Annotated in this window: 24 protein-coding genes; 7 read left to right on the top strand and 17 right to left on the bottom strand. The window is 37.8% G+C overall.

Annotated features, from left to right (window positions below; all coding sequences use genetic code 11):
* The first annotated feature begins 39 nt into the window (after positions 1-39).
* The gene (locus DRW42_RS07820; protein ID WP_113948269.1) at positions 40-1,608 is read left to right on the top strand and encodes a hypothetical protein; all 1,569 of its coding nucleotides are present in this window, start codon (positions 40-42) and stop codon (positions 1,606-1,608) included.
* A gap of 30 nt (positions 1,609-1,638) precedes the next feature.
* Positions 1,639-3,051, top strand: a complete 1,413-nt coding sequence (locus DRW42_RS07815) for a DUF5723 family protein (RefSeq protein WP_113948268.1) — start codon at positions 1,639-1,641, stop codon at positions 3,049-3,051.
* Positions 3,052-3,053: 2 nt separating this feature from the next.
* Here the strand turns inward: DRW42_RS07815 and tsaB are convergent, their stop codons facing one another.
* The 8 genes from tsaB to DRW42_RS07775 all read right to left on the bottom strand — a co-directional run bounded on the left by tsaB (position 3,054) and on the right by DRW42_RS07775 (position 8,002).
* Positions 3,054-3,749, bottom strand: coding sequence for a tRNA (adenosine(37)-N6)-threonylcarbamoyltransferase complex dimerization subunit type 1 TsaB (gene tsaB, locus DRW42_RS07810; RefSeq protein ID WP_113948267.1), 696 nt, complete (start codon positions 3,747-3,749; stop codon positions 3,054-3,056).
* Positions 3,750-4,027: 278 nt separating this feature from the next.
* Positions 4,028-4,258: a membrane protein insertion efficiency factor YidD gene (gene yidD / locus DRW42_RS07805; RefSeq protein WP_113948266.1), complete on the bottom strand. Its 231-nt coding sequence runs from the start codon at positions 4,256-4,258 to the stop codon at positions 4,028-4,030.
* A complete protein-coding gene (locus tag DRW42_RS07800; RefSeq protein ID WP_113948265.1) occupies positions 4,242-4,640 on the bottom strand; it encodes a ribonuclease P protein component in 399 nt (132 codons plus the stop codon). Before DRW42_RS07800 ends, yidD begins: the two co-directional genes overlap by 17 nt.
* Before the next feature lie 67 nt (positions 4,641-4,707).
* Complete coding sequence (rpmH, locus tag DRW42_RS07795) at positions 4,708-4,866, bottom strand: 50S ribosomal protein L34 (RefSeq protein WP_010601723.1); 159 nt, start codon at positions 4,864-4,866, stop codon at positions 4,708-4,710.
* Between the two features lie 237 nt (positions 4,867-5,103).
* Positions 5,104-5,838 carry a LytR/AlgR family response regulator transcription factor gene (locus tag DRW42_RS07790; RefSeq protein ID WP_113948264.1) on the bottom strand — a complete coding sequence of 245 codons (735 nt, stop codon included), beginning with the start codon at positions 5,836-5,838 and terminating at the stop codon, positions 5,104-5,106.
* A complete protein-coding gene (locus DRW42_RS07785) occupies positions 5,816-6,877 on the bottom strand; it encodes a sensor histidine kinase (protein WP_244215226.1) in 1,062 nt (353 codons plus the stop codon). The genes DRW42_RS07790 and DRW42_RS07785 overlap by 23 nt, the downstream gene beginning before the upstream one ends.
* A complete protein-coding gene (locus DRW42_RS07780) occupies positions 6,867-7,214 on the bottom strand; it encodes a DUF4288 domain-containing protein (RefSeq protein ID WP_113948263.1) in 348 nt (115 codons plus the stop codon). Before DRW42_RS07780 ends, DRW42_RS07785 begins: the two co-directional genes overlap by 11 nt.
* Positions 7,215-7,237: 23 nt before the next feature.
* Complete coding sequence (locus DRW42_RS07775; protein WP_113948262.1) at positions 7,238-8,002, bottom strand: LiaF transmembrane domain-containing protein; 765 nt, start codon at positions 8,000-8,002, stop codon at positions 7,238-7,240.
* Between the two features lie 130 nt (positions 8,003-8,132).
* Between DRW42_RS07775 and DRW42_RS07770 the strand changes: the two genes are divergently transcribed.
* On the top strand, positions 8,133-9,005 hold the full coding sequence (locus DRW42_RS07770; protein WP_113948261.1) for a ChaN family lipoprotein: 873 nt from the start codon (positions 8,133-8,135) through the stop codon (positions 9,003-9,005).
* A gap of 181 nt (positions 9,006-9,186) precedes the next feature.
* Here the strand turns inward: DRW42_RS07770 and mscL are convergent, their stop codons facing one another.
* Positions 9,187-9,576: a large-conductance mechanosensitive channel protein MscL gene (gene mscL, locus DRW42_RS07765; protein ID WP_113948260.1), complete on the bottom strand. Its 390-nt coding sequence runs from the start codon at positions 9,574-9,576 to the stop codon at positions 9,187-9,189.
* 165 nt (positions 9,577-9,741) lie between these two features.
* Between mscL and rpoN the strand changes: the two genes are divergently transcribed.
* Positions 9,742-11,214, top strand: coding sequence for an RNA polymerase factor sigma-54 (rpoN, locus tag DRW42_RS07760; protein WP_113948259.1), 1,473 nt, complete (start codon positions 9,742-9,744; stop codon positions 11,212-11,214).
* A gap of 98 nt (positions 11,215-11,312) precedes the next feature.
* On the opposite strand, the gene DRW42_RS07755 is transcribed toward rpoN, so the two are convergent.
* The 5 genes from DRW42_RS07755 to DRW42_RS07735 form a co-directional block, all read right to left on the bottom strand.
* Positions 11,313-12,323 carry a PorP/SprF family type IX secretion system membrane protein gene (locus tag DRW42_RS07755; protein ID WP_113948258.1) on the bottom strand — a complete coding sequence of 337 codons (1,011 nt, stop codon included), beginning with the start codon at positions 12,321-12,323 and terminating at the stop codon, positions 11,313-11,315.
* A gap of 2 nt (positions 12,324-12,325) precedes the next feature.
* A complete protein-coding gene (locus DRW42_RS07750) occupies positions 12,326-15,817 on the bottom strand; it encodes a PKD domain-containing protein (RefSeq protein WP_113948257.1) in 3,492 nt (1,163 codons plus the stop codon).
* A 330-nt stretch (positions 15,818-16,147) separates the two neighbouring features.
* A complete protein-coding gene (locus DRW42_RS07745; protein WP_113948256.1) occupies positions 16,148-16,360 on the bottom strand; it encodes a hypothetical protein in 213 nt (70 codons plus the stop codon).
* Positions 16,361-16,418: 58 nt separating this feature from the next.
* Entirely contained in the window at positions 16,419-16,559 is a 141-nt protein-coding gene (locus DRW42_RS07740; RefSeq protein ID WP_113948255.1) for a Sec-independent protein translocase subunit TatA/TatB, read from the bottom strand.
* A 496-nt stretch (positions 16,560-17,055) separates the two neighbouring features.
* The gene (locus tag DRW42_RS07735) at positions 17,056-17,910 is read right to left on the bottom strand and encodes an HD domain-containing protein (protein ID WP_113948254.1); all 855 of its coding nucleotides are present in this window, start codon (positions 17,908-17,910) and stop codon (positions 17,056-17,058) included.
* Between the two features lie 224 nt (positions 17,911-18,134).
* Between DRW42_RS07735 and DRW42_RS07730 the strand changes: the two genes are divergently transcribed.
* Positions 18,135-18,788 (top strand): TetR family transcriptional regulator C-terminal domain-containing protein, encoded by a 654-nt coding sequence (locus DRW42_RS07730; RefSeq protein ID WP_113948253.1) that lies wholly within the window; start codon positions 18,135-18,137, stop codon positions 18,786-18,788.
* A gap of 7 nt (positions 18,789-18,795) precedes the next feature.
* Entirely contained in the window at positions 18,796-20,094 is a 1,299-nt protein-coding gene (locus DRW42_RS07725; RefSeq protein ID WP_113948252.1) for an ABC1 kinase family protein, read from the top strand.
* A 248-nt stretch (positions 20,095-20,342) separates the two neighbouring features.
* Here DRW42_RS07725 and DRW42_RS07720 read toward each other — a convergent pair whose 3' ends face one another.
* Positions 20,343-20,699, bottom strand: a complete 357-nt coding sequence (locus DRW42_RS07720) for a response regulator (protein ID WP_113948251.1) — start codon at positions 20,697-20,699, stop codon at positions 20,343-20,345.
* Positions 20,700-20,968: 269 nt separating this feature from the next.
* Between DRW42_RS07720 and DRW42_RS07715 the strand changes: the two genes are divergently transcribed.
* On the top strand, positions 20,969-21,571 hold the full coding sequence (locus DRW42_RS07715) for a GIN domain-containing protein (protein WP_113948250.1): 603 nt from the start codon (positions 20,969-20,971) through the stop codon (positions 21,569-21,571).
* A 76-nt stretch (positions 21,572-21,647) separates the two neighbouring features.
* On the opposite strand, the gene DRW42_RS07710 is transcribed toward DRW42_RS07715, so the two are convergent.
* Complete coding sequence (locus tag DRW42_RS07710; protein ID WP_113948249.1) at positions 21,648-23,183, bottom strand: aspartyl protease family protein; 1,536 nt, start codon at positions 23,181-23,183, stop codon at positions 21,648-21,650.
* Position 23,184: 1 nt separating this feature from the next.
* Positions 23,185-24,810, bottom strand: a complete 1,626-nt coding sequence (locus tag DRW42_RS07705; protein WP_113948248.1) for a S8 family serine peptidase — start codon at positions 24,808-24,810, stop codon at positions 23,185-23,187.
* Positions 24,811-24,826 lie beyond the last annotated feature (16 nt).

The following is a 24,826-nucleotide window of genomic DNA, read 5'->3' as shown; positions in this document are numbered from 1 at the left end:
CACTAATCAATGTAATAAATTAAATTTGTTGCACAGCAGATGAAAAAAATCGTAATTCTAACAAGTGCATTATTTTTGGGCGTGGCCTTTATGGCCTACCTGTATTTTTCGAAATTGGGTACCGATAATGATGCAAAAGACCTGGCACTGCAATCGGCAACCAATAATGCCGCCCTGATGTTTTCTTTTCAGAATGATAAAGGTTTTTACGATATTATAGAAGGTCAGCAATTAATTCAGCAGGTTTTAGGGAAAGATAAAATGAACCTGCTAAGGCAATTAAAAACAGGCATTATTGACGATAACGGACTTAATAAGTACCTGAAAGATCAACAGGTGTATATCAGCGTACTCCCCGACTCGAATAAAACCCTCAACTTTCTGATTACGTTACAAATCCAGCCGGATAACGATATTAAAAAGTTTTATGGGGCTTTAAAAACAAAGAAATCGATTACCGAAAATTCAAAAGAACTTTATACTGTTAAATTAAATGATAGTTTATCGGTTTATCTGGGAGTTCATGGGCAGGTATTAACCGTTTCTACCTCATTAAAACTGATTAATGATGCCAATGTTCGCTTATCTGAAAATCCATTTACGGAATACATTAAAGAAAACAACAGGCAGATTAAAAACGTACTGGCGAATGTGTACATCAATTTTAACCAGGCACCTTTGTTATTAAAGAATATTATTGCGGGAAATATAAACGGAGAAATTACCTTTTTGAACAAACAGAATAGTTTTGCGGTACTCAATTACAATTTTAGTAAAGAAAAAATCCTTTTTAGTGGAAATACAGAGTTAAAAGATCAGGAAAACTACCTTAAACTGTTCGAAAGCATAAGTCCACAAAATACTTCAATACAAAATATATTGCCAGATAATACTGCAAATTATACCTTATACGCTTATGATGATTATAATAAATGGTTAAAAAAGCTAAATATTTGGCAGGAACAGACAAAAATTACAGACAAAACAAAGGCCGCTATCATAAGAATAAAGGATGAATACAGGATTGATCTGAATAGCGTATTCCCGGTTTATACGAAGAACCAATTTATACTTTTTCAATTGAGCACCACGGAAAAGCTCGGGGCAATTTCCTTATCAAACGGGGAAAAAGTGAAACAACTGTTGCTGGATGTTAGTGCTGATTACAGTGAAGACATTAAGCTTTTTAAATCGTCAGATATATTATACAGTTATTTTGGAGAGCCTTTCAAAAAATTCGGCCGTCCTTATTATACCATTGTTGATAATAATTTAGTAGTGGCCAATAATGCGAGCACGGTACAATCGTTTTTAAATGATTACAAAAACAACAGGCTTTTGATACAAACGCCTCAATACTTAGATGCGGTTAACCAGATTTCGACCACCTCTAACCTAAGTTATTATATCAACACTAAAAACTCGGCAGATATCTTCAGAAATAATGTTCAACTGGGTTTTTACAAACATTTAAGGGCCGACAGTGGTTTAAAAAGTTTTGATACTTTTTATTACCAGATGAGTGCAGACAGGAACAAGTTTATCACTAACTTGCTTTTAAACAAATATTTAAAACCACAAATACCAGATTCGTTAAGTAACCGTTAATAAGAAATCATTCCAGATAAAACTATTTACATGAAGAAACTTTTACTTGCGTTACTGGCTTTGGCCAGCTTTGGGGTTGCAAATGCACAGCAATATGCACTATTCGGAACCAAAACCATGTTTGATGCTTTCGAAAACCCATCACAAAAATCTTTCACACTCGATTCATCACGAAAATTTTCCTCTAACTTCTTTCTGCCTTATTTTGGGGTAAATGCAATTAACAAGGGCAGTTCGAAATATATTGTACGGCGATTAACCCAGGAAGGTGAGTACAACACCGCTGGTTTACCAATAGGAACCGGAGAGGTTAACCATTTCTTCGAAAATAGCAATATTTATGTAGCTACTTTCCGTCTTTTTAAATCGTACAAGTACCAGAAAGAAATGGGTTTTTCGTGGCAGATCAGATCAGACGCGCATATTGATTATACCAATGAAACTTTGGCCATTTTCGATTCATTTGAACGCTTTAACAAAGGGCAACAGTACTACGGCCTATTCGATACCAAAGGATACGAACAAAGTTATCACCAGTTTAGCTTTACTTACCGCGAAAACTGGAATAAAAGGCTTGCTTTTGGGTTGAAAGCAAGTTTATTAAGCGGTATTTTATATAATAAACTGGATATTTCCGATTCTTATCTCTACATCGATCCTACTGCATCGGCCATGCTGATCGGACTTGCAGGTACTTATTCGGCCAATTTTTCGGATTTTAACGAGGTAGATAAAAAAAACTTTTTCCCCAACTTCAAAAACCCGGGACTATCGTTAGGATTCGGGACCAATTATACCACTAAAAGAGGTTTATTCTTAATGGCAAATGTTAAAGATCTGGGTTTTATCTGGTGGCGGAGCAACACGCAACGTACTACCATCAATCAGGCGAAAGTAATTGATGACTTAGAAAATAACCAATCAAATACGAACCAGGAGATAAAAGACATTTTCCTGCTTTCCGAGCAACCTAAAAAGTTTTTAGCCCCTACCAATGCCAAACTTGATGTATACATGTCTAAACGATATGGCTTTTACAAACCGGCATTGGCCGTTTCCAAAAACCTTTTTTACAAAGGTGGCGACATTGCTTTTGTAAATACTTTTATTGCCAACGATTTTTCGGGAAGCTTAACTCCCTTATATAACATGAATGGTGTTTTTATGGTAGGATTACAGGCCAAATACCAAACGCCAAATTTTGAATTGTTTTTAGGAACAGATAACCTGGTAGCTACCAGTTTCCAGACAATTGGAACCATTAAGAGCGATGCAACAGTGGGTAGCGGCCCCAATGGCGCTTCTTTTTACATGGGTGTGGGCATTAAATTTGGTAATGTGGTTAATCACCCTCAGTTTGCTGATGTGATACCGGGAATTAACGATAAAAGCGAAGGTGGAAGTTTCTTTAAAAGCCTGTTTTCAATCTTTAAAAGGAAATAAAACTAACCTTGTGCCTGTTGTTTTTTTGATTGCGTAACCACAAAATCTTTCAGGTAGAAAGGTTCGAAATAAGCTACGTCTTCAAAATTACCATTGTTGAATGCTTTTTGGGCTAATTTTGACATATAAGGTGCAGAATTGAAATTGGTATTATCAAACCTTGCATTTACATCTGTTAAAACATCAGCACATTTAGCTGCGCCGTCGCCCAAAAAGGTAATTGTTTGCTGTGATAAGAGATCGGCAAAACTTGTATCATCGATGATTTTGGCTTCAGTTGGTAATAATACATTTAACTGGTTATCAAAAACAGAGGTGTATACTTCCATCCTGCGGGCATCGATCATCGGGCAGATTAAGCCAGAATAATCCTGGTTTTTGGCCAGAAAACCTGCCGCCATCATTTCTAATGTTTCGATGGCAATTAATGGTTTATCCAAAGCATAACAAAGTCCTTTAGCGGTAGATACTCCAATCCGAAGACCGGTATAAGATCCCGGACCTTTACTTACAGCGATGGCATCTAATTCATTATAGCTTATCCCGGCAGTTTTAACCACCTCATCAATAAACAGGGTTAAATTTGCCGCGTGAAGGTTTTGCCCCTGCTCCTCTTTAAATGAAATAGTTTCGCCGTTAACAGATAATGCTACAGAACAGATTGCCGTAGCGGTTTCTATTTGAAGTATTTTAGCCATGGGGCAAAGATATTAATAAAATGGAAGATGGAAGAGGTATAATAGAAGATGGTTTAGACTGATTGCAGCTATTAGTCTGAAGTCGGCAGTCCAATGTCAGTTATCCTCTTACGCTCTGTCATCCTGAATGCAATGAAGGATCTTTTAAATAGATTTCTCCATTCCGCTATGCTACAGTCGAAATGACGGTTGAGAGTGAATAAACTAATGACCAATAAACAAATCACCAGTGAACCAATGACCAATAAACAAATGACTAATGACCAATGAACTCCCCCCTAAGGTACAGGATCGTGCCCGTGCGCACCCCAGGGATGGCAACGGCCAATACGTTTTAACGCCAGCCAGCCACCTTTAAATGGTCCGTGCTTTTTGATGGCTTCTATACCGTATTGCGAGCAGGTTGGTGTAAAGCGGCAGTTAGCGCCGAGCATAGGAGAAATGGCGTATTGATAAATTTTGATCAGGCCTAAAAAGAACCAGCCGAATATTTTATTGATCAACTTCATTGGGCTGGATTAAATTTTGGAAACGCTTAAAGGTAGCGATCAGTTTTTTCTCAATGAAGGCAAATTCGTATTTATCCTTACCCACAAACTGGATGGAAAACAAAAGCAATCCCCTGTCAGCTGGTAATGGAAGATATAATTTATCCTGTTTGTTTAAGCGGTAAGCCTCGCGGATGCGGCGCTTGAGCAGGTTACGGTCAACCGCCCGTTTATATCTCTTTTTAGGAACGTTGATTACTACCTGGGCCTGCACAGCAGCGGGTTCATCAATAAAGAGGTAAGAAACCCTAAACGGGTATAATAAAAAAGAAGAACCGTTTTTAAACAACAGGTCTAAATGTTTCCTGCTGCATAACCGTTCTTCTTTCCTGAATGTGTACATATATTTTTGATTGATAACTGCAGATTTTGATCTGCCAATTCCGGGTTAACGGAAAAGCAATCAAAAATTATGCTTTATGCTTGCGTTCGTCAGAAACTGTTAATCTTTTTCTTCCTTTAGCACGACGTGATGCTAATACTCGTCTGCCGTTAGCTGTTGCCATTCTTTCGCGGAAGCCGTGTTTGTTTCTTCTCTTTCTTTGCGAAGGTTGGTATGTTCTTTTCATGACTGTATATTATCTATTGTAAAATTAAGAGGTGCAAATATAAAGCGATTTCTCTACAAATGCAAGAGTGATTAATTATTATTTTTTCTATTTAACGCAAATGTAGAAAATCTTTTGAAAAACAGGACTAATGGATCATTTTTAAATGCTATTTCTTCCACGAAACGTTCCTACGGAACGAAAAAATTCATATCCGTATTTTTTCTACCCATGAGGCCTTCCTACGGAACGTATTTTTTATAAACCTAAGGCTGCTTTCAGTTTTACATAACCTGTTTTGCTTACCGGTAGCCAGATATCTGATTTTAACAGCACTACGTAACTATCTTTCTCTTTTAACTCTATTTTGGTTACCTGTGCCAGGTTAATGATATAAGAACGATGTATACGGATAAACTGACCGGCATCGAGCGTTTGTTCGAAATAGGCCATGGTTTTATTTTTAAAGAATACGCCATCCACTGTGCTTAACTTCACATAATCGTCATCAGCTTCGAGGTAATTGATATCGGCAACCGGAATGATCTTGATTACGCCATCTTTTTTTACCACTACCCTGTTGTTCTGTGCCGGACTTAATGCCGCAGCATCTAAAACAGCTTCAGTATTTTCGGTCTGGTTTAATTTATTAGGCAGTTTTTTAATGGCTGCATCGAAGCGCGTTTTATCGATCGGTTTAAGCAGGTAATCTACCGCATTAACCTCGAATGCTTTTATGGCATACTCATCAAAAGCTGTGGTAAAAATAACTGCAGGTTTATCCTCAACCAGTTCGAGCATTTCGAAACCGCTGATTTTGGGCATCTGGATGTCCAGAAAAACCAGATCGGGCTTGTGCTGTGTAATTGCTTTTAAACCTTCAAATCCATCGCCACATTCGGCCACAATTTCTATTTCTGCATGATCGGAAAGATAAAATTTTACAATATCTCTTGCTAAAGGCTCATCGTCAATTAGTATGGTTCTGATCATTTTTTTGTGGAATTTTTAGAGTCGTAATATATAAATTATTTGCCTCAATATCGGTTTGTAATAAATGTGTATTTGCAAATAACAGATATAACCTGCGTTTAATCGCACTTAAACCAAAACCTGTTCCGCCAGCAGCCTTCATTTCGGGGTCGAACGGGTTTTGTACGCGCAGTTGCAGGATATTGTATTCAACGGTAACATCAATCTTGATCGTAATACCTGCAGAAGTATTGTAAAGTCCGAATTTAATGGCGTTTTCAACAATCGGCTGCAACAAAGTACCAGGCAGGCAGAGTTTTAAAGTATCTTCCGCTACATTCACTTCAATGTTCAACCTATGGCTAAACCTTACCTTTTCGATATCGAGGTATAACTGGATGTATTCCATTTCTTCTTCTACCGAAACCCATAATTCGTCATCACGTTTTAAGGTTCCGCGGAGGAAAGATGCCAGTTTGGTAATCATCACCCCTGCTTCTTTCGGATTTACCATGGTAAGTGCAAATACTGAATTTAAACTGTTGAAAAGAAAGTGAGGTTGCAACTGATGCCTTAATTTATTCAGTTCTGCTTCCTTAGCCAGGCTTTTGGCTGCTGTAAGCCTCTCGTGGGTTTCTGATTGTTCTTCCAACCTGTACCATAAAATGTTGGCCAATGCACACCAGGCCAGACACATAAAAGAGATCAGTCCGCGGAAAGCAAAAGAAAAATTATAGAAATCCTTATAGGCCTTGTAATCGGCAAAAATGAGAAGCATACCATACTTTGCGATATAAATAATCACAAAGGTAAGCGCCAGTGTAATGATAAGCACATAAAGGATACGCTCGTTTTTAGGCTGGTAATACCCGAGCATATTGCTGATTGCGATGCAGGCCAGTGCCAATAAAAAATTATTAACCAGGCTATCGGTTACAGATATCCACCACGAAAAATTTACCACATAATGCAATCCAACACCACATATTACAGTCCATACGATTGCAAGCGCAAGTGATGTTTTCTGTATCTGCGGAACGGATAAAGGTCTAGTTGTCAAAACGGTTTTGATTAGTTAATGATTTATTGCGGTGCTCGAGCTTTTCGAGATACTTGTTTACCGATTTCGGCTCAACAATTTTCGAACTTACTTCCACACCATCGGCAGGTTCTTCTACCTCCGATATTCCCCCTACACCTAAAAACTTCCATACTACTTTTTCGCCGATACAGTTGTTAAACGGCGGGTTAAAATGTACGGCATTTAATTTTGCCTTTTCCAGGGCCTGCGCAATACCATCTGCCTGTATCAAGCGTGTTTGCTCATTAAACTGGGGTGTATGCTTCCCTTCACCACAAATTACCTGATAAATACAATTTACTGCAAACCATTTCATAGGCGATGTTTTATAATAAATGTTTAGAAACTTTTAATCTCGATCCCTCCAAATAGGGCCGTACCATCCAAAATCAGTGTTTTTGTCATTTCGGATACCGGCATTACATGTGATCTTTTATCTTCTACACTACCAAATAATGCGGTTACATTTGATTTTATGGCCCAGTTTTGCGGAACAATCAGTTTAATTCCTCCAAAAACAGCAGTAACATCGAGCGATACCGTTTCAGGAAAATCGGCCTGCGTCATCACGATATCTGCTCCGCCAAATACTGCTGAAATATCCCCTCCTTTAAAGTTTTTTGAGTAAACTGTTTGTGTACTTCCGCCAAAAACAGCCATTACATCAATAATATCGTTATTATTGGCCGTTTTATCATTGGCCGCCCCTTCAAAATCGAATTTGGCGCTTTTCCTGTCTTGACGTTTACGGCCAAAAAACGCCGAATCTTTTGGTCTGAAAATTAAAAATCCTCCAATGATCACCAAACCAACACCTAAAGCATATTTAGATGGGTCGAAATTCAGATCGGGTATATTATCCAGGGTATTGTAAGCTCCGACTAAAATCAGGATTAACCAGGCTATACCTTTAAAGTTACGACGAACGCCGATAAATACACCAATTAAGATTAAAAAATTAGACCAGCTTAATATCCACTCCGGGATATTTAAATGCATATTGTTTAACAAAAGTCCAAACCCGATAATTGCTATGATGAAACCACTCAATGCCCTGGAGCTATTGTTCTGGTTATTTTTATGATTATGATTAAGGTTATCCATGTGTGTAAATTTAATAATCCAAAAGTATTGATAAGCGGGTCGCCAACATATATGCAAAGTGCAGGAAATGGCAAAAAGGCGGTAAATGACCTCATTTTATCGGTGAAAATTATTTTGTTATTTTGAAGCCATGAAATTTATCCTATTAATGATAGGCTTAAGCATTTCTACAGCACTATATGCACAGGAAATTAGCAGCCATTATAAAATTTACGACGTAAAAAAGCAAAAAAACATTTCGGTAGATGATATTATTACTGATATGAAGACAGTTGATGTATTATTTTTTGGTGAAGACCATAACGATTCAATCGGGCACTATCTCGAAGCCGAAATTTTTAAAAAACTCAGTACCGCATATCCTCAGAAAACAGCCTTATCGTTAGAAATGTTCCATACCGATGTACAACCGGAAGTAGATGAATATTTAGCAGGACTGATTTCTGAAAAGAATTTTATTAAAGAAGGAAGGGCCTGGGGAAATTATAAAGATTATAAACCTTTAATAGAATATGCCAAAACGCAGCATATAAAAGTAATTGCGGCCAATGCCGCTACCAGGTACAGCAATGCAGTTACGATGAGCGGATTAAAAGCCTTAGAAAACTTCCCTAAAACCTCATTCAATTTTTTGCCTCCTACACCTATTGATACTGCAAAGGGCAGGTATTACGAAAAATTTACAGAAACACTGGGTGGCCACAATATGGGACCGATGAAAATTTACCAGACCCAAAATTTATGGGATGCTACCATGGCATGGGCTATAAATAAATTTATTAAAGCCAATAAAGGGACAAAGGTTTTACAGCTTAACGGGCGTTTCCACAGCGATGAAAAACTGGGTACACTGGCTAAACTAGCTCAGGCCAATCCAAAATTAAAAATCCTGAATATATCATCATTTTCTGACAACAGTTTTAGCAGCCCGGATTGGGAGAAGTTCAGAAATCTGGGTGATTATGTGATCATTACCGACCCATCAGTAAAAAGGAGTTATTAATTAGATCAATAATTATTTATTGAAAATAATGCGCTATGATCTTAGAACAGACGTTATGCTAAATTGATTTCATGTTAGCATGAAAACCCTGAAACAAATCCGATAACTTTCGGATCAGGGTGATGACCCTCATGATATAAAAAAACTCCGCAGATGGGACTATTCTGCGGAGTTTTGGTTTTTATGCTTTTGCTTTTAACAAATCTCTTATTTCCGTTAAAAGCACTTCTTCTTTTGTAGGTACAGGTGCTGCTGCCGGGGCTGCAACTTCTTTTTTCTTTAGGTTATTGGCTCCTTTAATAATTAAGAAAAGAACAAATGCAACAATGATAAACGAAATGACCTGCGAAAGGAAATTACCATATTTAATGGCCGTGCCTGCAATGGTAAGTTTACTTAGGTCTTCTAAACCGGCTGCCTTTAAAGCTGGTCCTAAAACTGCAGGGGTAATAATGTCTTCAACCAGTGAGCTTACAATTTTACCAAAAGCTGCTCCAATAATTACACCCACTGCTAAGTCAAGTACATTTCCCTTAACTGCGAAGTCTTTAAATTCTTTTACAAATCCCATACTTTATAATTTAGTTTAATTTATTTACTAAAATAGCAAACATTAAACTGAATGCAAATGTTTAGGAAATAATTTTAAAACCGGACATATCGATAGCATTTAGATGAATTGCAGAGAATATCTGAAATCTATTGTTTATTTTTGCCCCATTCTTTTATATCCAATATGCTAAAGCAACATCTACAACAAAAGTTATTACAGAAGTTATCACCTCAACAGATACAGTTTATCAAGCTGTTACAGGTGCCAACTGTTGCTCTGGATACGCGTATAAAGGAAGAACTGGAAGAAAATCCGGCACTGGAAGATCCGAGTTTAATGACGCAAGACGAGCCTAAAAGCGAGTACGACGATTTAAACGATAAATCTGATGATTACGAGCAATCATCGGAAGATAACAGTATGGACGAATTTAATGTGGATGATTACCTGCAGGACGATTCGGCCAACGATTACAGTACCAATTATAACAATGGCGACGATGATGAGGAGAAAAAAGAAACTCCTATCGCCATCGAAAGTACATTTTTCGAAAGTTTACAGGAGCAATTGGATCTTACGCCCCTATCGGATCAGGATTTTATAGTGGGTAAACAGATTATTGGCAGTTTGGATGATGATGGTTACTTACGCCGTCCGTTGGGTTCGATGATTGATGACCTTGCTTTTTCGCAGAATGTAATGGTTGAGGAAGAAGATGTGCTGGAAATGTTAAAACTGATCCAAAGTTTTGATCCTCCGGGCATTGGCGCCAGAGATTTGAAAGAATGTTTGCTGATCCAGTTAAAAAGGAAAGATCCGGGTAACCCCATCATTGTAAAAGCAATGAATGTGGTAGAAAACTACCTCGACGAATTTACGCGTAAACACTACGATAAATTAGAGAAAAGTTTAGGCCTGGATAGTGAAGAACTGAAAGAAGTAGTAAATGAAATTTTGCGTTTAAACCCGAAACCGGGCGATGCAAACCAGGTTACCACCAAACAAATGCAGATTATTCCTGATTTTCACATCAGCAATAATGATGGCATACTGATTTTAACGCTAAACTCAAAAAATGCTCCTGAACTAAAAGTAAGCAGGTCTTACCAGGAAATGTTCGAGCATTATGATAAAGCTTCATCAAAAGATAAAAAACTAAAAGAAGCCGTTCAGTTTGTAAAACAGAAACTGGATTCGGCACGTTGGTTTATCGATGCAATTAAACAAAGACAGCAAACATTGTTAAAAACAATGAATGCGATTATGCAATACCAATACGAGTATTTTTTAACGGCCGATGAGCGTAAAATGCGCCCAATGATCTTAAAAGATATTGCCGACAAAATCGACATGGACATCTCAACTGTATCGAGGGTAGCAAACTCTAAATACGTGCAGACCGAATTTGGCACTTTCCTATTAAAATCTTTCTTCTCAGAGGCCATCCAGACCGAAAACGGTGAGGAGGTTTCGAACAAAGAGGTTAAAAAGATATTGGAAGACTGCATTGGCAACGAAGATAAACGTAAACCTTTGGCAGATGAAAAGCTGACGGAAATCCTGAAAGAAAGAGGTTATAACATCGCGCGCAGAACTGTTGCGAAATACCGTGAGCAGATGAATATCCCGGTTGCAAGATTAAGAAAAGAGCTTTAATTCAGTTGGCAGTTAACAGTTGGTAGTTTTCAATTTAGCTCTAATTTAAAAGAAGTCAAGTTTTTAAAAACTTGACTTCTTTGTATATACCAATTAAACTACCATATCCGGATATACGACGGCACTTTATAAATATTGTTAAGCATTAGGCCGAGCACAATTTCGTGACTGCCATTACTAACCTGATTTAACTGTGAAGTAGTGAAATCGTAAGAATAAGTAAGGTTAACCATTTTACCGATATTAAAGCCGGCCATTGCCGCAAAAGAATCATCTTTTCGATAACTTCCACCCAGCCAGATTTTATCTTTAAAAGCCAGTTTCAGGTTTAAATCAAAAGAAACCGGCGCGGGAGATACATATTTAACCATAACTGATGGTATCGCTGCAATTTCATCATCAACAAAAAACTTATATCCTGCAGTGGCAAAATAATGCGGTACTTCTTTGCCCAGGTTATAATTTTCATCGCCGGAAAAGCTTAATTTCTGTGGCAAAATCTGCTGTACCGATAAACCGGCAAATACCCGTGCACCATACAACCATAAGCCCAGGCTTAAATCAGGTTTTACCTGGTTAATCAAAGCCCTGTTCAGAATCGGATCAATCTGCGTATCAAAAGTAAGGGCATTTAAATCGAGAGAGATACTCGAAACTCCCGCTGCTATGCCAGCAGATAAATTAAAATCATTACTCAACTGTAAATGATAGGCATAAGTAACGTTGGCATCCAACCTTTTAATCGGCCCTGTTTTATCGAGTACGGCCGTTACGCCCATCCCATGGTGAGATGGCGATGAAGTGTAGTTCTGCGTATAGTTCCGATCCATTGGATTACCTGTTTGCTCAGGAAAAGAGGTTAGCGCATTACTCCATAACTGCTTATCGCCCAATGCCCAATGTGCAGAAACAAACGAGGTTTGAGGTGCATCGGTAATACCCGACCATTGTTTTCGGTAACCTGCTTTAAAATCGATATAATTTTCGATACCCGAAAGTGCCGGATTTAAAAGGTACTGGTTAAAAATGTATTGCGTATACTGTGGTTTCTGTTGAGCAAAACCGTTAAAATTTACAAAAATGGCAAATATGGTAATGAGCTTCTTCAATATTATCTGATTATAGTGAGCGGTCCTGTTATAGTTTTACGGCCATTCTGCGGATTGATGATGTAATAATAAACCCCAACCGGCAGTGGTTCGTTCTGGTAGGTTCCATCAAACGGAACCTTGTACCCTTTGCTCGAAAATACTTTAAGGCCATTTCTGTTAAATATATCTACAGTTGCGTTAGGGTACGAATCTAAATATTTTACAACCCAGGTATCGTTTACACTATCACCGTTAGGCGAAAAGGTGTTGGGCGGATTTAAGGACTGTAAAACCTTTACCAGCACTTTTGATGTGGTAGAACAACCATCAGGTTGTGTAGTTGCTACAAGGGTATACTCGGTATCTTCATCCGGAGAGGCAACCGGATTTAAGACATTTGTTTTATCGAGACCAGTTGCCGGCGACCATTGGTATTTTAAATTCGTCCCTTCAGCGGTTGCCGGGATAGGGATTTGTCCACCAGCTAAGATGTAGATCAATCCACCAGCATCGGCCACAGGCGATTTATAAACGATGATATTTTTACTAATTGAATTAGGACAACCATTATCACCTGTAAAAGTATAAGTAATGGTATGACTTCCAACTCCTGCGATTTTAGGGTTAAAGGTACCATCGGCTTTTATGCCATCACCCGAATATTCGCCAGGAGGCCCATTCATTTCCTCACCCAATTTTTGCCTGGCCTGGGTAATTAAAACAGTACCATCTGCTTCGCAAACCGAGGGGATATCGTCAAATTCCAATTGCGGTGTAGGCTTTACAGTAACCTCGTCGGTATACTCCTTAAAACAACTTTCTCCTGAATAGGCAACCAGCCTGACCTTAAATGTCCGGTTAGTATTACCGCCAAAAGTCTCGTACTTGATAGCGATATCACTATCATCCGGGTAAGGGATAGTTTTGTAAATAGTAGATTCATTTTGATAATCCCTGTAAATTTCAATTTTGGTAATCTTGCCTGCGAATACGCTTGAAGTATTTTTGATCAATATCTCATCACTAACACAAACATCGTTTTTCACTTTTTCAAACTTCGCTTCTTTAACCGCACCATTTACCGTAAATGTTTGAGAATAGGACTTGTCGCATCCATACTGGTTTTTAACGGTCAAATTAACGGTATAATCTCCTGTTAGGGAGGGTGAAAATGCACCATCAAAACCTGAAGATGAACCAATAACCACATTATTGAAACTATAAGTCCATTGCGCAGATAAACCTGCTATGGTTCCATCGGGATTTAAGGTTGTATTTTTAAATTTTGCCACGCCATCATCCAGGCAGAAATCGGGCAGTGTAAAATCAATATCTTTCAGGGGATCATAAACATTGATCTCTTTAGTTTTTACGCCGATACAATTATTATCACTCTCTACAGTTAAGGTAATTATATAATCGCCTGCGGTAGTATACTGATGCGGAGGAACAACATTATTGTCAGATGTTACAATAGGGCTTCCATCACCATAATCCCAGGTCCACTTTACCATCTTTCCGGGGTTTTCTATCGTAGATTTATCAGTTAAAAGTGTAGGCGAACTGGTACAAAGCCCAGTAATATCAAAATCAACGAGTGGTAAAGGATTTATGATGATTTTTACCGGATCGGAGGTATTTGTGCAGTTATATTCAGTGCTAGCAGTTAACTTTACCAAGTACTCGCCTGCTTTTGCATAGGTATGTATAGGATGTTGTTCGGTAGAAGGGGTACTACCATCTCCAAAATCCCAAAGCCATTTTGTAATGGTGAGATCAGAATTGGACACACTTTTGTCTATAAATTTCACCCCTGTGCCACTACAGCCAATAAGCGGATCGAACTTAGCTGTAGGCAGGTCGTAAATTTCAAAATTATAGTTTGTTGCCAAATCACCTGATACACATGTAGCTATATTTGGCAGATAGGCTATCACATCCAAACTATGTTTTCCTTTTGTTGTATAAGTTTTGCTGTAAGGCGATTCATAAGTGTATACCTTAGTTCCATCAGGCAAAGTAGTGGTTTCTAACAATATCGGAGGGTTTTGAAAAGTAGTTGCTTCATTATCTAGCGACCAACTAATCTGGCTAGGTTGGTAAGGAACGGAAATCTTAATATTATAACTTTCGCCAACACAACCATTTTGCCCCTCTTCATTTCTCGAAGTATTGTAAACAGTAAGGTAATTGTTTGAGGATAAATTAGTACCTGCCGAATAAGCGTAAGATTCGTGATCTCCAAAACCATAAGCTATCGCATTAAAGCCATCGGCAGCCGTTAGCGTAACACTTTCCTGGTTAACAGGAATATGCGTATAGGAATAAAGCGGGTTTCCGTTTAAAGTTGTCCAAGTGGTATTAGGTGCCACCCCATTATATCTAAATCCCGAAATCTTATCAGTTTTAATGAGGACATTTATATATTTTTCGCTTATATCCTGCAAATTGGAAGAAAATACGGTTACCCCTCTTATATTGAATTCGATGGGGTTCAGAATTACCATTTCAGGATCTCCCGTAATGGCTCTCCCGCTTATTGAAGAACATTCCTGAGAAAGCGAATACTCCGCCACGCTTATTAATTTATCAGAAGTAATAAATGTAGAATTGGTGAGCTGATCGCTTTCTATAAATCTCCCTTTATTGATAATCTGGGTAATACCATTATAAGTTACACTCGTATTATCCTCCTGTGCAAGTATCCGTAAAATATATCTCCGGTCGACAAAAGGCACCACGCCATAATTTTTACCCCAGCTATTTGTTGGGTAAAGTTGCTGAAATAAGGGGTCTTGGGAGGTATTACACGCAATTCCAAGTGCCGAAGAACCAGAAAAAGCGGCAAAACGTTTGCAAGAAGATGTTTCAGCATTAGTTTCGACATATATTCCTGTTAAGTCTTCATTTCCAGGAGCCAAATATTCATAAACATCTCCGGCTTTAGTTAAAGTGATCGGTATTTTATTGTCATTTCTTTCATGCAGGATAATATCCGTATTATCTTCTACGCCAACCAATGTCAGGAAATTATTTCCTCCATTAGTCTGGGTAAAATTCATTGAATAATAAGTTTGCCCAAGGGTTTCAAATGGTAGGATGAGTGAAGCCGCAGACCTCCTTGCACCATATATGTGTGCATAAACAGAAACTTTTGGTTTGCCATCAGTAACCTTAATATGAATTCCTCTGTTTGTTAATAGCCGGTTGGCGTCGGTTATCCTGTCAATATAAGCATCGGCTCGCGGAACATCAAACCTAACGGCTGTGTTAGCCGGAATAATTTTGGTAACCGGTGCCGCATTTCCACAGGTTACAGTAGCTTCGGAAGTTGCTTTTGAAGTTACAAAAATGGCGATATTACCATAAGGTACTACACCGCCGGTTGCTCCGGCAGGTACATGAGTTGGAAAGGTTGTCCAAAAATCAGTTCCTTCATTAGAAACATTTTGCCCAAACGTTTTGGTAAAAAGCAAAGAAATTAACAAAACCAATAACCAATGCCATTTCATCACCTATCAGCTTAGTTCGAAAACGTTAAACATGTTTGTTTGATTAGATATGCAATATACTATTAATCAGGTCACATGAAAAAAAATTAACATTTTTTTAATACAGAAATAAAATTTCGTGTAATAAACTACCGGTGTTAGTGTAAAAAAATTGGAATGAAATTGTATTTTATTTAAAGAAAAGTTAAGCTAGTTTGTATTACAGTCATAACATTATTCAAAATTAAACCAGGAAATCTGGGTATTTTTTTCCGAATAATGAATAACAATCCCACCCATCTTTATGATCACAAAAAGTGGAATTTGAGGAATAAATTAAATAATAAATATTCAGTTGTTGTTTTCGTCAGACTGATCCCCGCTACCGTATTTTTCGGAGAAATCTTTTGCCTTTTCATCGGCAACACTATTGCTATGGTTTTCCGGTTCCAGATTTTCATCTAAACGATCATTCCAGTTGTTTAAACCCTGTTCAGGATTTTTCGAATTTTCTTTGCTGAAATCTGATTTTGACCTGGCCTGATCTTCTTTTTGATTTTCCATTTTGAGAATTGTTTGAATTAAAAACACGACTCACAGAGGAAAGTTTTAGAAAGCTTAATTATTTAGCAGGAGGTTCGTTTTTGGCATCCTTAAATTCTTTAACACTCTTCCCTATCCCCCTCATTAATTCAGGCAATTTTTTACCTCCAAAAATAAGCAGGATCACCACACCGATTAAAATAATTTCAATTGCAGACATACTCATAAATTTTGTACAATATAGGTAGAATAGTTCATTGGTTTATTAGTCATTTGTTTATTGATCATTGGTCATTTGTTTATTGGTCATTTGTTCATTGGTAATTAGGTAGTATTGTTTAATTGCTGGATTGTTAAATTGTTAACTGCAAAATGCCAACTGTAAACTGTATTATTGGGTTAATCGGCTAATTGTTTAAACTGGTTAATTGCCCGTAATGCCATCTCGAGCGAAACACAACTTGTACCGATTTTACATCGGTAGTGGAGTGGAGATCCACCTCGAGATAGATCTCTCGACTTCGTTGCACTTCGCTCGAGATGACGTATCAGGGGATTTAGCTTAATTCAATTTGTTACGATGTTTATCGGAAGCAAAGCAGTGAAACGGAGAATCTGTTTCGCTAATCCTCTACCAAAAGATCCTTCGACTCCGCTCAGGATGACAAAGTGATTTTTTAGCACATCAATACTACCCCCTTCTCAACTCCAACCGCCTACACCAATAGCGCATTCAATCTCCTGGTTTTAACCTTCGGCACAGCACCGTGGCGCATAAACTCTGTAAAACCTTTTAACTGTTTGATGGATTTAATGGCCTCATAACCTTCGTAAGAAGTTCTGATTTTATTTAACAGGAGTGTATCGGTTTTAAACATATCGCTTTCTATCAGTAAACCTTTATCCAGAAACTTTTTAATCAGCTCAGCCATTTTTCCGTTGGCATATAAATGGAGGGGCAATTTAAATACTTCGTTATTGAGTTTTTCAAATGTTTCATTAATCCATTCTACTTCAACTTCATTATTAATCGCAATTTTTCCATCTTTTAAAACTACAGCCGTCAGGAATTCGCGTGCACGTTGCCTTGAAATGATATTACCATGAACACCATCACGAAGGGTATAATCCAAACGATCGGCACAAAGCGCAGGTAAAGGCTGTTCTAAAATATCAAACGTACCATAAAGGATCTGACTGATATCGTACCCATACTTTAACAATACATCAGGGATTTCAGATTTACATAAAACCTCTGCAAAAACCTTTTCATGGTAATCTTCGTCGGTGTTGCCAAAAACATAATCACCTACGTGCGAAAAAGCCGTATGAGAAATATCGTGTAATAAACCTGCAATCTGCTCGAGCTCTGAACCGCCAAGCATCCTGATTAACATGGTTACCCCAATGGCATGCTCTAAACGCGAGTGGGAAATATCAGGGTTGACTAAAAATATTGCGCCGCTTTGGTGTATCCCTGCCAGCCTTTTTAAAGCATCGGTTTTTAAGAGATCAGAAAATACTTCGGGCAGTTCCATTTTGCCATATAAAAAATCATTTAGCTGAATCATATTATCTTGCTTTAATAAGGGGATTAATCGCACACAAAAATACTAATTATTTTAGTTTTATTTAAAATATTTTTCCACATTCAAAACCCAAAAACACTAAATATTTTAGCTAAAAACCAACTTTCAAATATTTTGAAAGCTATTATTACATTTTCATGATCGATAAAAATGCATATACAAAAACAAGCAAATAATTTTAACGTTATACTTGTAAAAAATAGCTTATGGCAACCGCTCAACAAATCAGAAAAGCATACTTGGATTACGTTTTAACAAACAATGAAAAACCGAAAACGGTTTATGTTTTTGTAAAAAAACTTAAAATCACAGAAGCCGATTTTTACCAGTTTTTCTCTTCTTTCGAAAGCATAGAAAAAACCATCTGGTTCGAACTCACTTTCGAAACCATCAGCAAAATCAAAGAACAGGAAGTATGGCCTCAATATACCGCCAGGGAAAAAATGCTTTCTTTTTTTTACAGCTATCTGGAAAACCTGAAAAACGAACGCAGTTTTGTAATTTATAGTCTGAAAAACCACCGTGGAAAATTTTCTACACCTGATGTACTCGCTGGCGTAAAACCGATATTCGAAAACTTTGCACAGGAAATTATAGATGAGGGTTTGGATAGCGGAGAACTTGCCGAGCGACGTTTTTTAAGTAAGCGGTATAAAGATGCATTGTGGATCCAGTTTGCCTTTATTGTTAACTTCTGGATCAATGATGATAGCGAAGGTTTTGAAAAAAGCGACGAAGCGATAGAAAAGGGTATAAATGTTACTTTCGATCTTTTCCAACACTCGCCAATTGATAATTTATTGGAATACGGGAAGTTTTTATCCAGAAACGGGAAGTTTGCAGATAAGATGGGGTTGTAGGTATTAGATGAAAACACAAAAAAGTATTCCAACTACCAAGGTAGAGCGTTCGGCTAAATTTGTTAAAACCGGCATACAGATCGGAGGCAATTACATTAAACATTATTCTAAAAAGCTGTTTAACCCTGAAATGGACCGCGAGCAGCTGAATGAAGATAATGCTACCGATATCTACAAATCGTTAAGTGAATTAAAAGGCAGCGCCTTAAAAATTGCACAGATGCTGAGCATGGATAAAAATATTCTGCCAAAATCGTATGTAGATAAATTTACCCAATCGCAGTACAACGCTCCACCCCTTTCGGGTCCGCTGATTGTACGCACCTTTACCAAAAATTTCGGCAAAACACCCGAACAGATTTTTGACACTTTCAACCTTACTTCAAGCAATGCGGCTTCCATCGGGCAGGTACACCAGGCCACGCTTAAGGGTAAAAAACTGGCCATAAAAATCCAGTACCCGGGTGTGGGCGATAGCATTTCGTCTGACCTGAAACTGGTAAAACCTTTTGCTTTCCGTTTATTGGGCATGTCGGAAAGGGAACTGAGCATTTATATTAAAGAGGTTGAAGAACGCCTACTGGAAGAAACCGATTACGAACTGGAGGTAAAACGATCGATCCAATTTTCAGAAGCCTGTAAAAACCTTGAGGATGTGGTATTTCCTCAATATTACCCTGCATTATCGGGCAAACGGATTATTACTATGGACTGGATTGAGGGTTTACATTTAAAAGAGTTTTTGCAAACCAATCCATCGCAGCAACTACGTAATAAAATCGGTCAGGCCTTATGGGATTTTTATAATTTCCAGCAGCACGAATTACGAGCAGTACATGCTGATCCGCATCCGGGCAATTTTATGATTACCCCCGATAAAAAGCTTGGCGTTATCGATTTTGGTTGTATCAAGGAAATGCCGGACGATTTTTATAATCCCTTTTTTGCATTGATTTCTACAGATGTGATTAACGATAAGGATAAAACAATTGAAGCTTTCAGAAAACTGGATATGATCCATGCAGATGATACGCCGGAGCAGATTGAGTTTTATTATAAATCGTACAGGGAAATGATCAGCTTATTTGCTAAACCTTATACCAGTGGGGAATTTGATTTTAGCAAACCCGATTTCTTTGAGCAATTATATATGTATGGAGAAAAAATTTCGAAAATGCCTGAATTTAAACAGGCCCGCGGGGTAAAACATTTTATTTATGTTAACCGTACCAATTTTGGATTGTACACGATTTTACATGAGTTGAAGGCAACAGTTAAAACGGATACTTTTAAGCCTCATGTTTAATCTTTATTTCTATAAATCATCGTCATTTCGACCGTAGTGGAGAAATCATTACTGATTACTTTTTCATTGACCATTAAGAAATTAAGGACATTAAGGTTTTTCTTTCGGAATTCAACTTTGCGAGAATGTTTCTTTAGCCAGCGAAGCAATTTTTCAAATAAAAGACCCTGAAATGAATTCAGGGTGACGACATGGACTTAATGTGCTGAATCGGACTTTGGACGTTTGATGCCCATTTTAGGACTTAATTAAACATTTTTCTTTACCACATCAACCATGTGATCAAGATCGAAAGGTTTTTCGATATAATCGTCGGCTTTACAGTCTTCTGCCTGTTGGGGTAAATTATTGGATGTAGAGGTTAAAACGGCCGATACATCTTCCGTTTCAGGATCAGATTTAAGTTCTTTAATTACCTGCGATCCTTTCTTTTTGCCTTTGATATGGTCGTCTACAATTACCACATCCGGTTCAATTTCATCTATCTTTTCTATAGGTTCGGTGGTTAGCGAAGCGGTAACTTCAAAACCTTCCTCTTCCAATACCTGGTCCATAATATCTAAGATATCTTTATTATCCTGAACAAGTACAACCTTTTTCTTCATAAATAAACAGACTAAAATCTTTTTAAAGATAAATAAAAAGTACAATCCAATACTGCTTCTTAAAATATTTTACAATTGGAAAGTAAATGTTGCAGGTTTTCGTCTTGAATTAAAGCCTGTTCGTCGAGTATTACTTATCGATTGTATAAAAACGTAAAATGTGCTGCAACGTTTTTCGATTGATGGCGTCTTATCTACAAAACATTAACAAAAACACGTAAACATTTAAATAACAATTAATTAACATTTAATTTTTAAATAAAAATATTATGAAAACCTCAATCAAATCCCTAATCGCAACATCATTAACAGCAATCGTTTTATCATCTGCTGTATTCACTACAAGTGTTTCTGCTTCAGAAAAAGAACCTGTAACCATTGCAAAAATTAAAGCCTTTAAAAGAATTTCGGTTAATGGAAATGTAGAACTTACCATCATCCAAAACAATAACCCAAGTGTTGCCTACACTGACGACAACAATGGAACTGCCAAAATTATACAGGATGGCGACAACCTTAAAATTACTTCTACCAGTACCGAAAAAACCAAACTGGTTGTTTATGTTAACGACTTATACAGAATTGAAGCATTAGAAAACGCCGTGGTTAAAACCGAAGGAAAATTAAGGACAAAATATTTACAGATCTTTTTAAAAGGGAATGCGCATGCAGAAATTAATACCAGTACTGAAGGTTTATATACCGTAATTGCAGATAATGCCGATTTAAAATTAAGTGGTTCTACCGATAACCACACTCTGGTAATGGGGAACTCGCAAAAATTAACGATTGACAGGTTTGCCGCTTTGAAAACCAATATCAGCTCAGTAGAAACCATTGCAATAGAAAAAGAGATTGCAGCAATTAAATAATAAATTAAACACACAAATAAAACATAAAAGGCTTTCTGGTTATATCAGAAAGCCTTTGTTTTTTAAAAAAAATGGTTTAGATTTCAAACTTTTTCAGTTCTATCTTTTTCTTTTGCTGGTTCCGGGTTACTTCTAATTCGATTTTATTTTTAGCCAGATTTCGTAATTGTTGCGTAATCTGATCAACTGAGCCCGGATTAACCTGGTTAATACTAATTAGTTCGTCGCCGGTTCTTAACCCTGCTTTAAAGGCTAAACCTTTTTCATCTACATGTGTAACCATAAATTTTGATCCATCCTGCACAAAACCTAATCCTAAAGCATATAACGGCACCATTGGTGCAGCAAAAGTTTTATTTGGCGAAATGGCAATATAACCCATGTTATAGTTAAACCTAAAATTAAACCTGCCCAAAAGCGACATACCGATTAAACCATGCCTGTCGAAACCAAAGGACGGCTGTTCTTTTGGAAGATCTAAAGAAATAACGGGATTGTTCAGGGTAGCGCCTGCTAGGGTAATCGCATCAATAGTGCCCATTTCCGATTGGCTAACATTTCCGCTTAAATCCATAGCGGCCGATGACATTTTATTTTTCATTTTATCGGTTAACCCACTGGTGTAAGCGTTTAAAAAGTAATTGCCCGAAATAGCCCCTCCTGCGCCTGTATCAAACAGCATACGGGTTTTATAATCAAGTCCATCTACCTTTAAAGTGGCTTCGATTTTTGGAATATTATTGGTTAATCTGATGGTTAGCTTGTTTTTATCATCAGTTTCGAAATAGCCAAAATTATAAATACTCATCTCGCTATCATCTAAATTGATGGCTACTTGGTAATCTTTCAGTAAATCAAATCCGATAATGCCATCCATCGGTTTGCCGATTACTTTTTGCAGGCCTTTTAAATCGGCTACCACCACCTGTTTACCTCTCACATTTAATCCGCCGATACTTAAATTTAACGTATCAATGGTTTTAAACTGGCCTCCGTTTCCTGCTGTTTTAATATCAATTGCCTTTTGATTTACTTTTAACCCTAATTTCGCTGCTACATCTTCGCTTAAAGAAGTTGCCCCTGCCCCGCTATCGAACATAAAGCTATAAACTTCGTTGCTGCCTTTAATCTGTACTTCTATAAACATTAAGGATGAGGATCGTTTAATGGCTGTTTTAGAAAGCAATTTAGCTGGCTGCAGCTCTTGCCCAACCGGATCGGCCAACCCCATCAGCTGTTCAAAATGCCCAATGCGATCGAACATTAAGTAATTGTTCATCCTTAGCCACGAAATCATTTTCGGGCCCTGACGTGGAACCGCAACCTGCCTGGCATAAATCCTGTTGTTCCTTTTAATGATATTTTCGTAATAAATTGTATCCAGTACTACCGGATTGATTAACTGCGGCAATACATTGGTTAAATCACGGTCGCGATATTCGGCAATATGAAAGGTTTCATCCAATACCGAAGTGATATCTTTTACATTGTGTTTTTTCAGGTTTTGTCCGAACAGCTGCAATGCATATTTTATCTGAACATCGGTGGGTTCCTGCTGGGCAAAAACAGCTTTAGCGAACAGGAATAAACCTATAAATAATATCTTTTTCATGTTATTTGCTTGATTGTGATTGTTGAGCTGCTAATTTTAATGCCTGATAGGCATTTACGATTCCACCGGAAACGGATATGTTCTGTAATTTTTGCTTGCCCTGCCATTCTTCAGGCACTATGGTTACCGTTTGCATTAAAATATTTTTTACTTCAGCTGCAGATAATTGGGGGTAATATGAGCGAAGCAAGGTGGCTACACCACAAACTACCGGCGAAGCCATGCTTGTACCATGCATACCAGAGTAGGTATTGCCAATGCCTGTTGAGTACACATCAAAACCGGGGGCAAATAAATCAACCGATTTTTTTCCGTAGTTGGAAAAACCCATAATTTCGCCGAAAGGACTTATTGCGCCAACGGTTATTACATTGCTTGCTTTTTTGCCGTTTGCATAAAATTGCGAGGGATAAAAAACGTATTGATCGGTATCTTCGGTAAAATTACCAGCTCCGCGAACGATAAGTACATCTTTCTTTTCGGCATATTTAATGGCATCATCTACCAGCTGCTTTTTTGGAGAAATTCGTTTACCAAAACTCATGTTAATTACGGTGGCGCCATTATCTACAGCATAACGGATTGCTTTTGCTACATCCTCATCATATTCGTCGCCCTGTGGCACCACCACACGGATGGGCATAATCTCTACATTGTCGGCAATGCCATCCATACCGATGCCATTGCCCCTAACTGCAGCAATGGCCCCTGCCACATGCGTGCCGTGATCGGAATTTTTAAAGCTTAACTGGTTATTGCCCCAGTTTTGTGCTGGTTTTAATCCTGCCATTACCACAGCCCTGCCATCTTTAGATGAAGAAACAAATTGAGACTGGAGATTAGCCTCTGCACTGTTTACCATAAATGGAGCTATTTTATATAGTACATTCACCGGAAGATCCGCACTGTATTTACTGGCCTGCGCACGCATTTTTAACAATTCAAACATTAAAATCAGTTCTTTATCTTTTTCAAACTCTGGTTTGGTATCGTATAAAGTTTGAATGGTAACCACTTTGTTTGGAAATGTTTTTTTAAAATACCGGTCAATAGAATCAATTTTGACCGCTAAATTTTGTACACCAGCTAATGAACGTTGTGATTGTGCTAATGCCGATTTCCGTTTTACCAGGTTAAAGTATTTTTTATCGGCTGCCTTTAGTGTTGCGGTATCGGTATGCTCGTAAAGTTTACTTAACCGCACATATTCGCGGTCATCTTCGCTGGTGGAAAACTCAATATTGGTTTTACCATCGGCGCTGCCCAAAAAATTCCAGCCGTGTATATCGTCTATATAACCATTATGGTCATCATCTATTCCGTTACCCGGTATTTCCTTTTTATTGGTCCAAATGATTGATTTTAAATCCTCATGATCGATATCTACACCTGCATCAATTACAGCAACAATCACTTTTTTGCCTGTTTTGCCTTTTAAAATTTCTGTGTAAGCTTTATTTGCCCCGATCCCATAAACACTATCTTTTTCAAACGAAAGCATGTGCCAGTTTTGTGGGTGATGCGTAAATAAATCCTTCTTTTTAGCATCCGTTAAACCTCTATTTTGCTGGGCATTAAGGCAAAGCGGTAGCATAAAGACCCCAAAAAGGCCTAGTAATTTCTTCATTTTATGATGATTTTAG

The organism is Pedobacter miscanthi, from assembly GCF_003315595.1.
Lineage (GTDB): Bacteria > Bacteroidota > Bacteroidia > Sphingobacteriales > Sphingobacteriaceae > Pedobacter > Pedobacter miscanthi.
The sequence above is the reverse complement of the archived record's forward strand: the minus strand, read 5'-3'. Positions and strand labels throughout refer to the sequence as shown.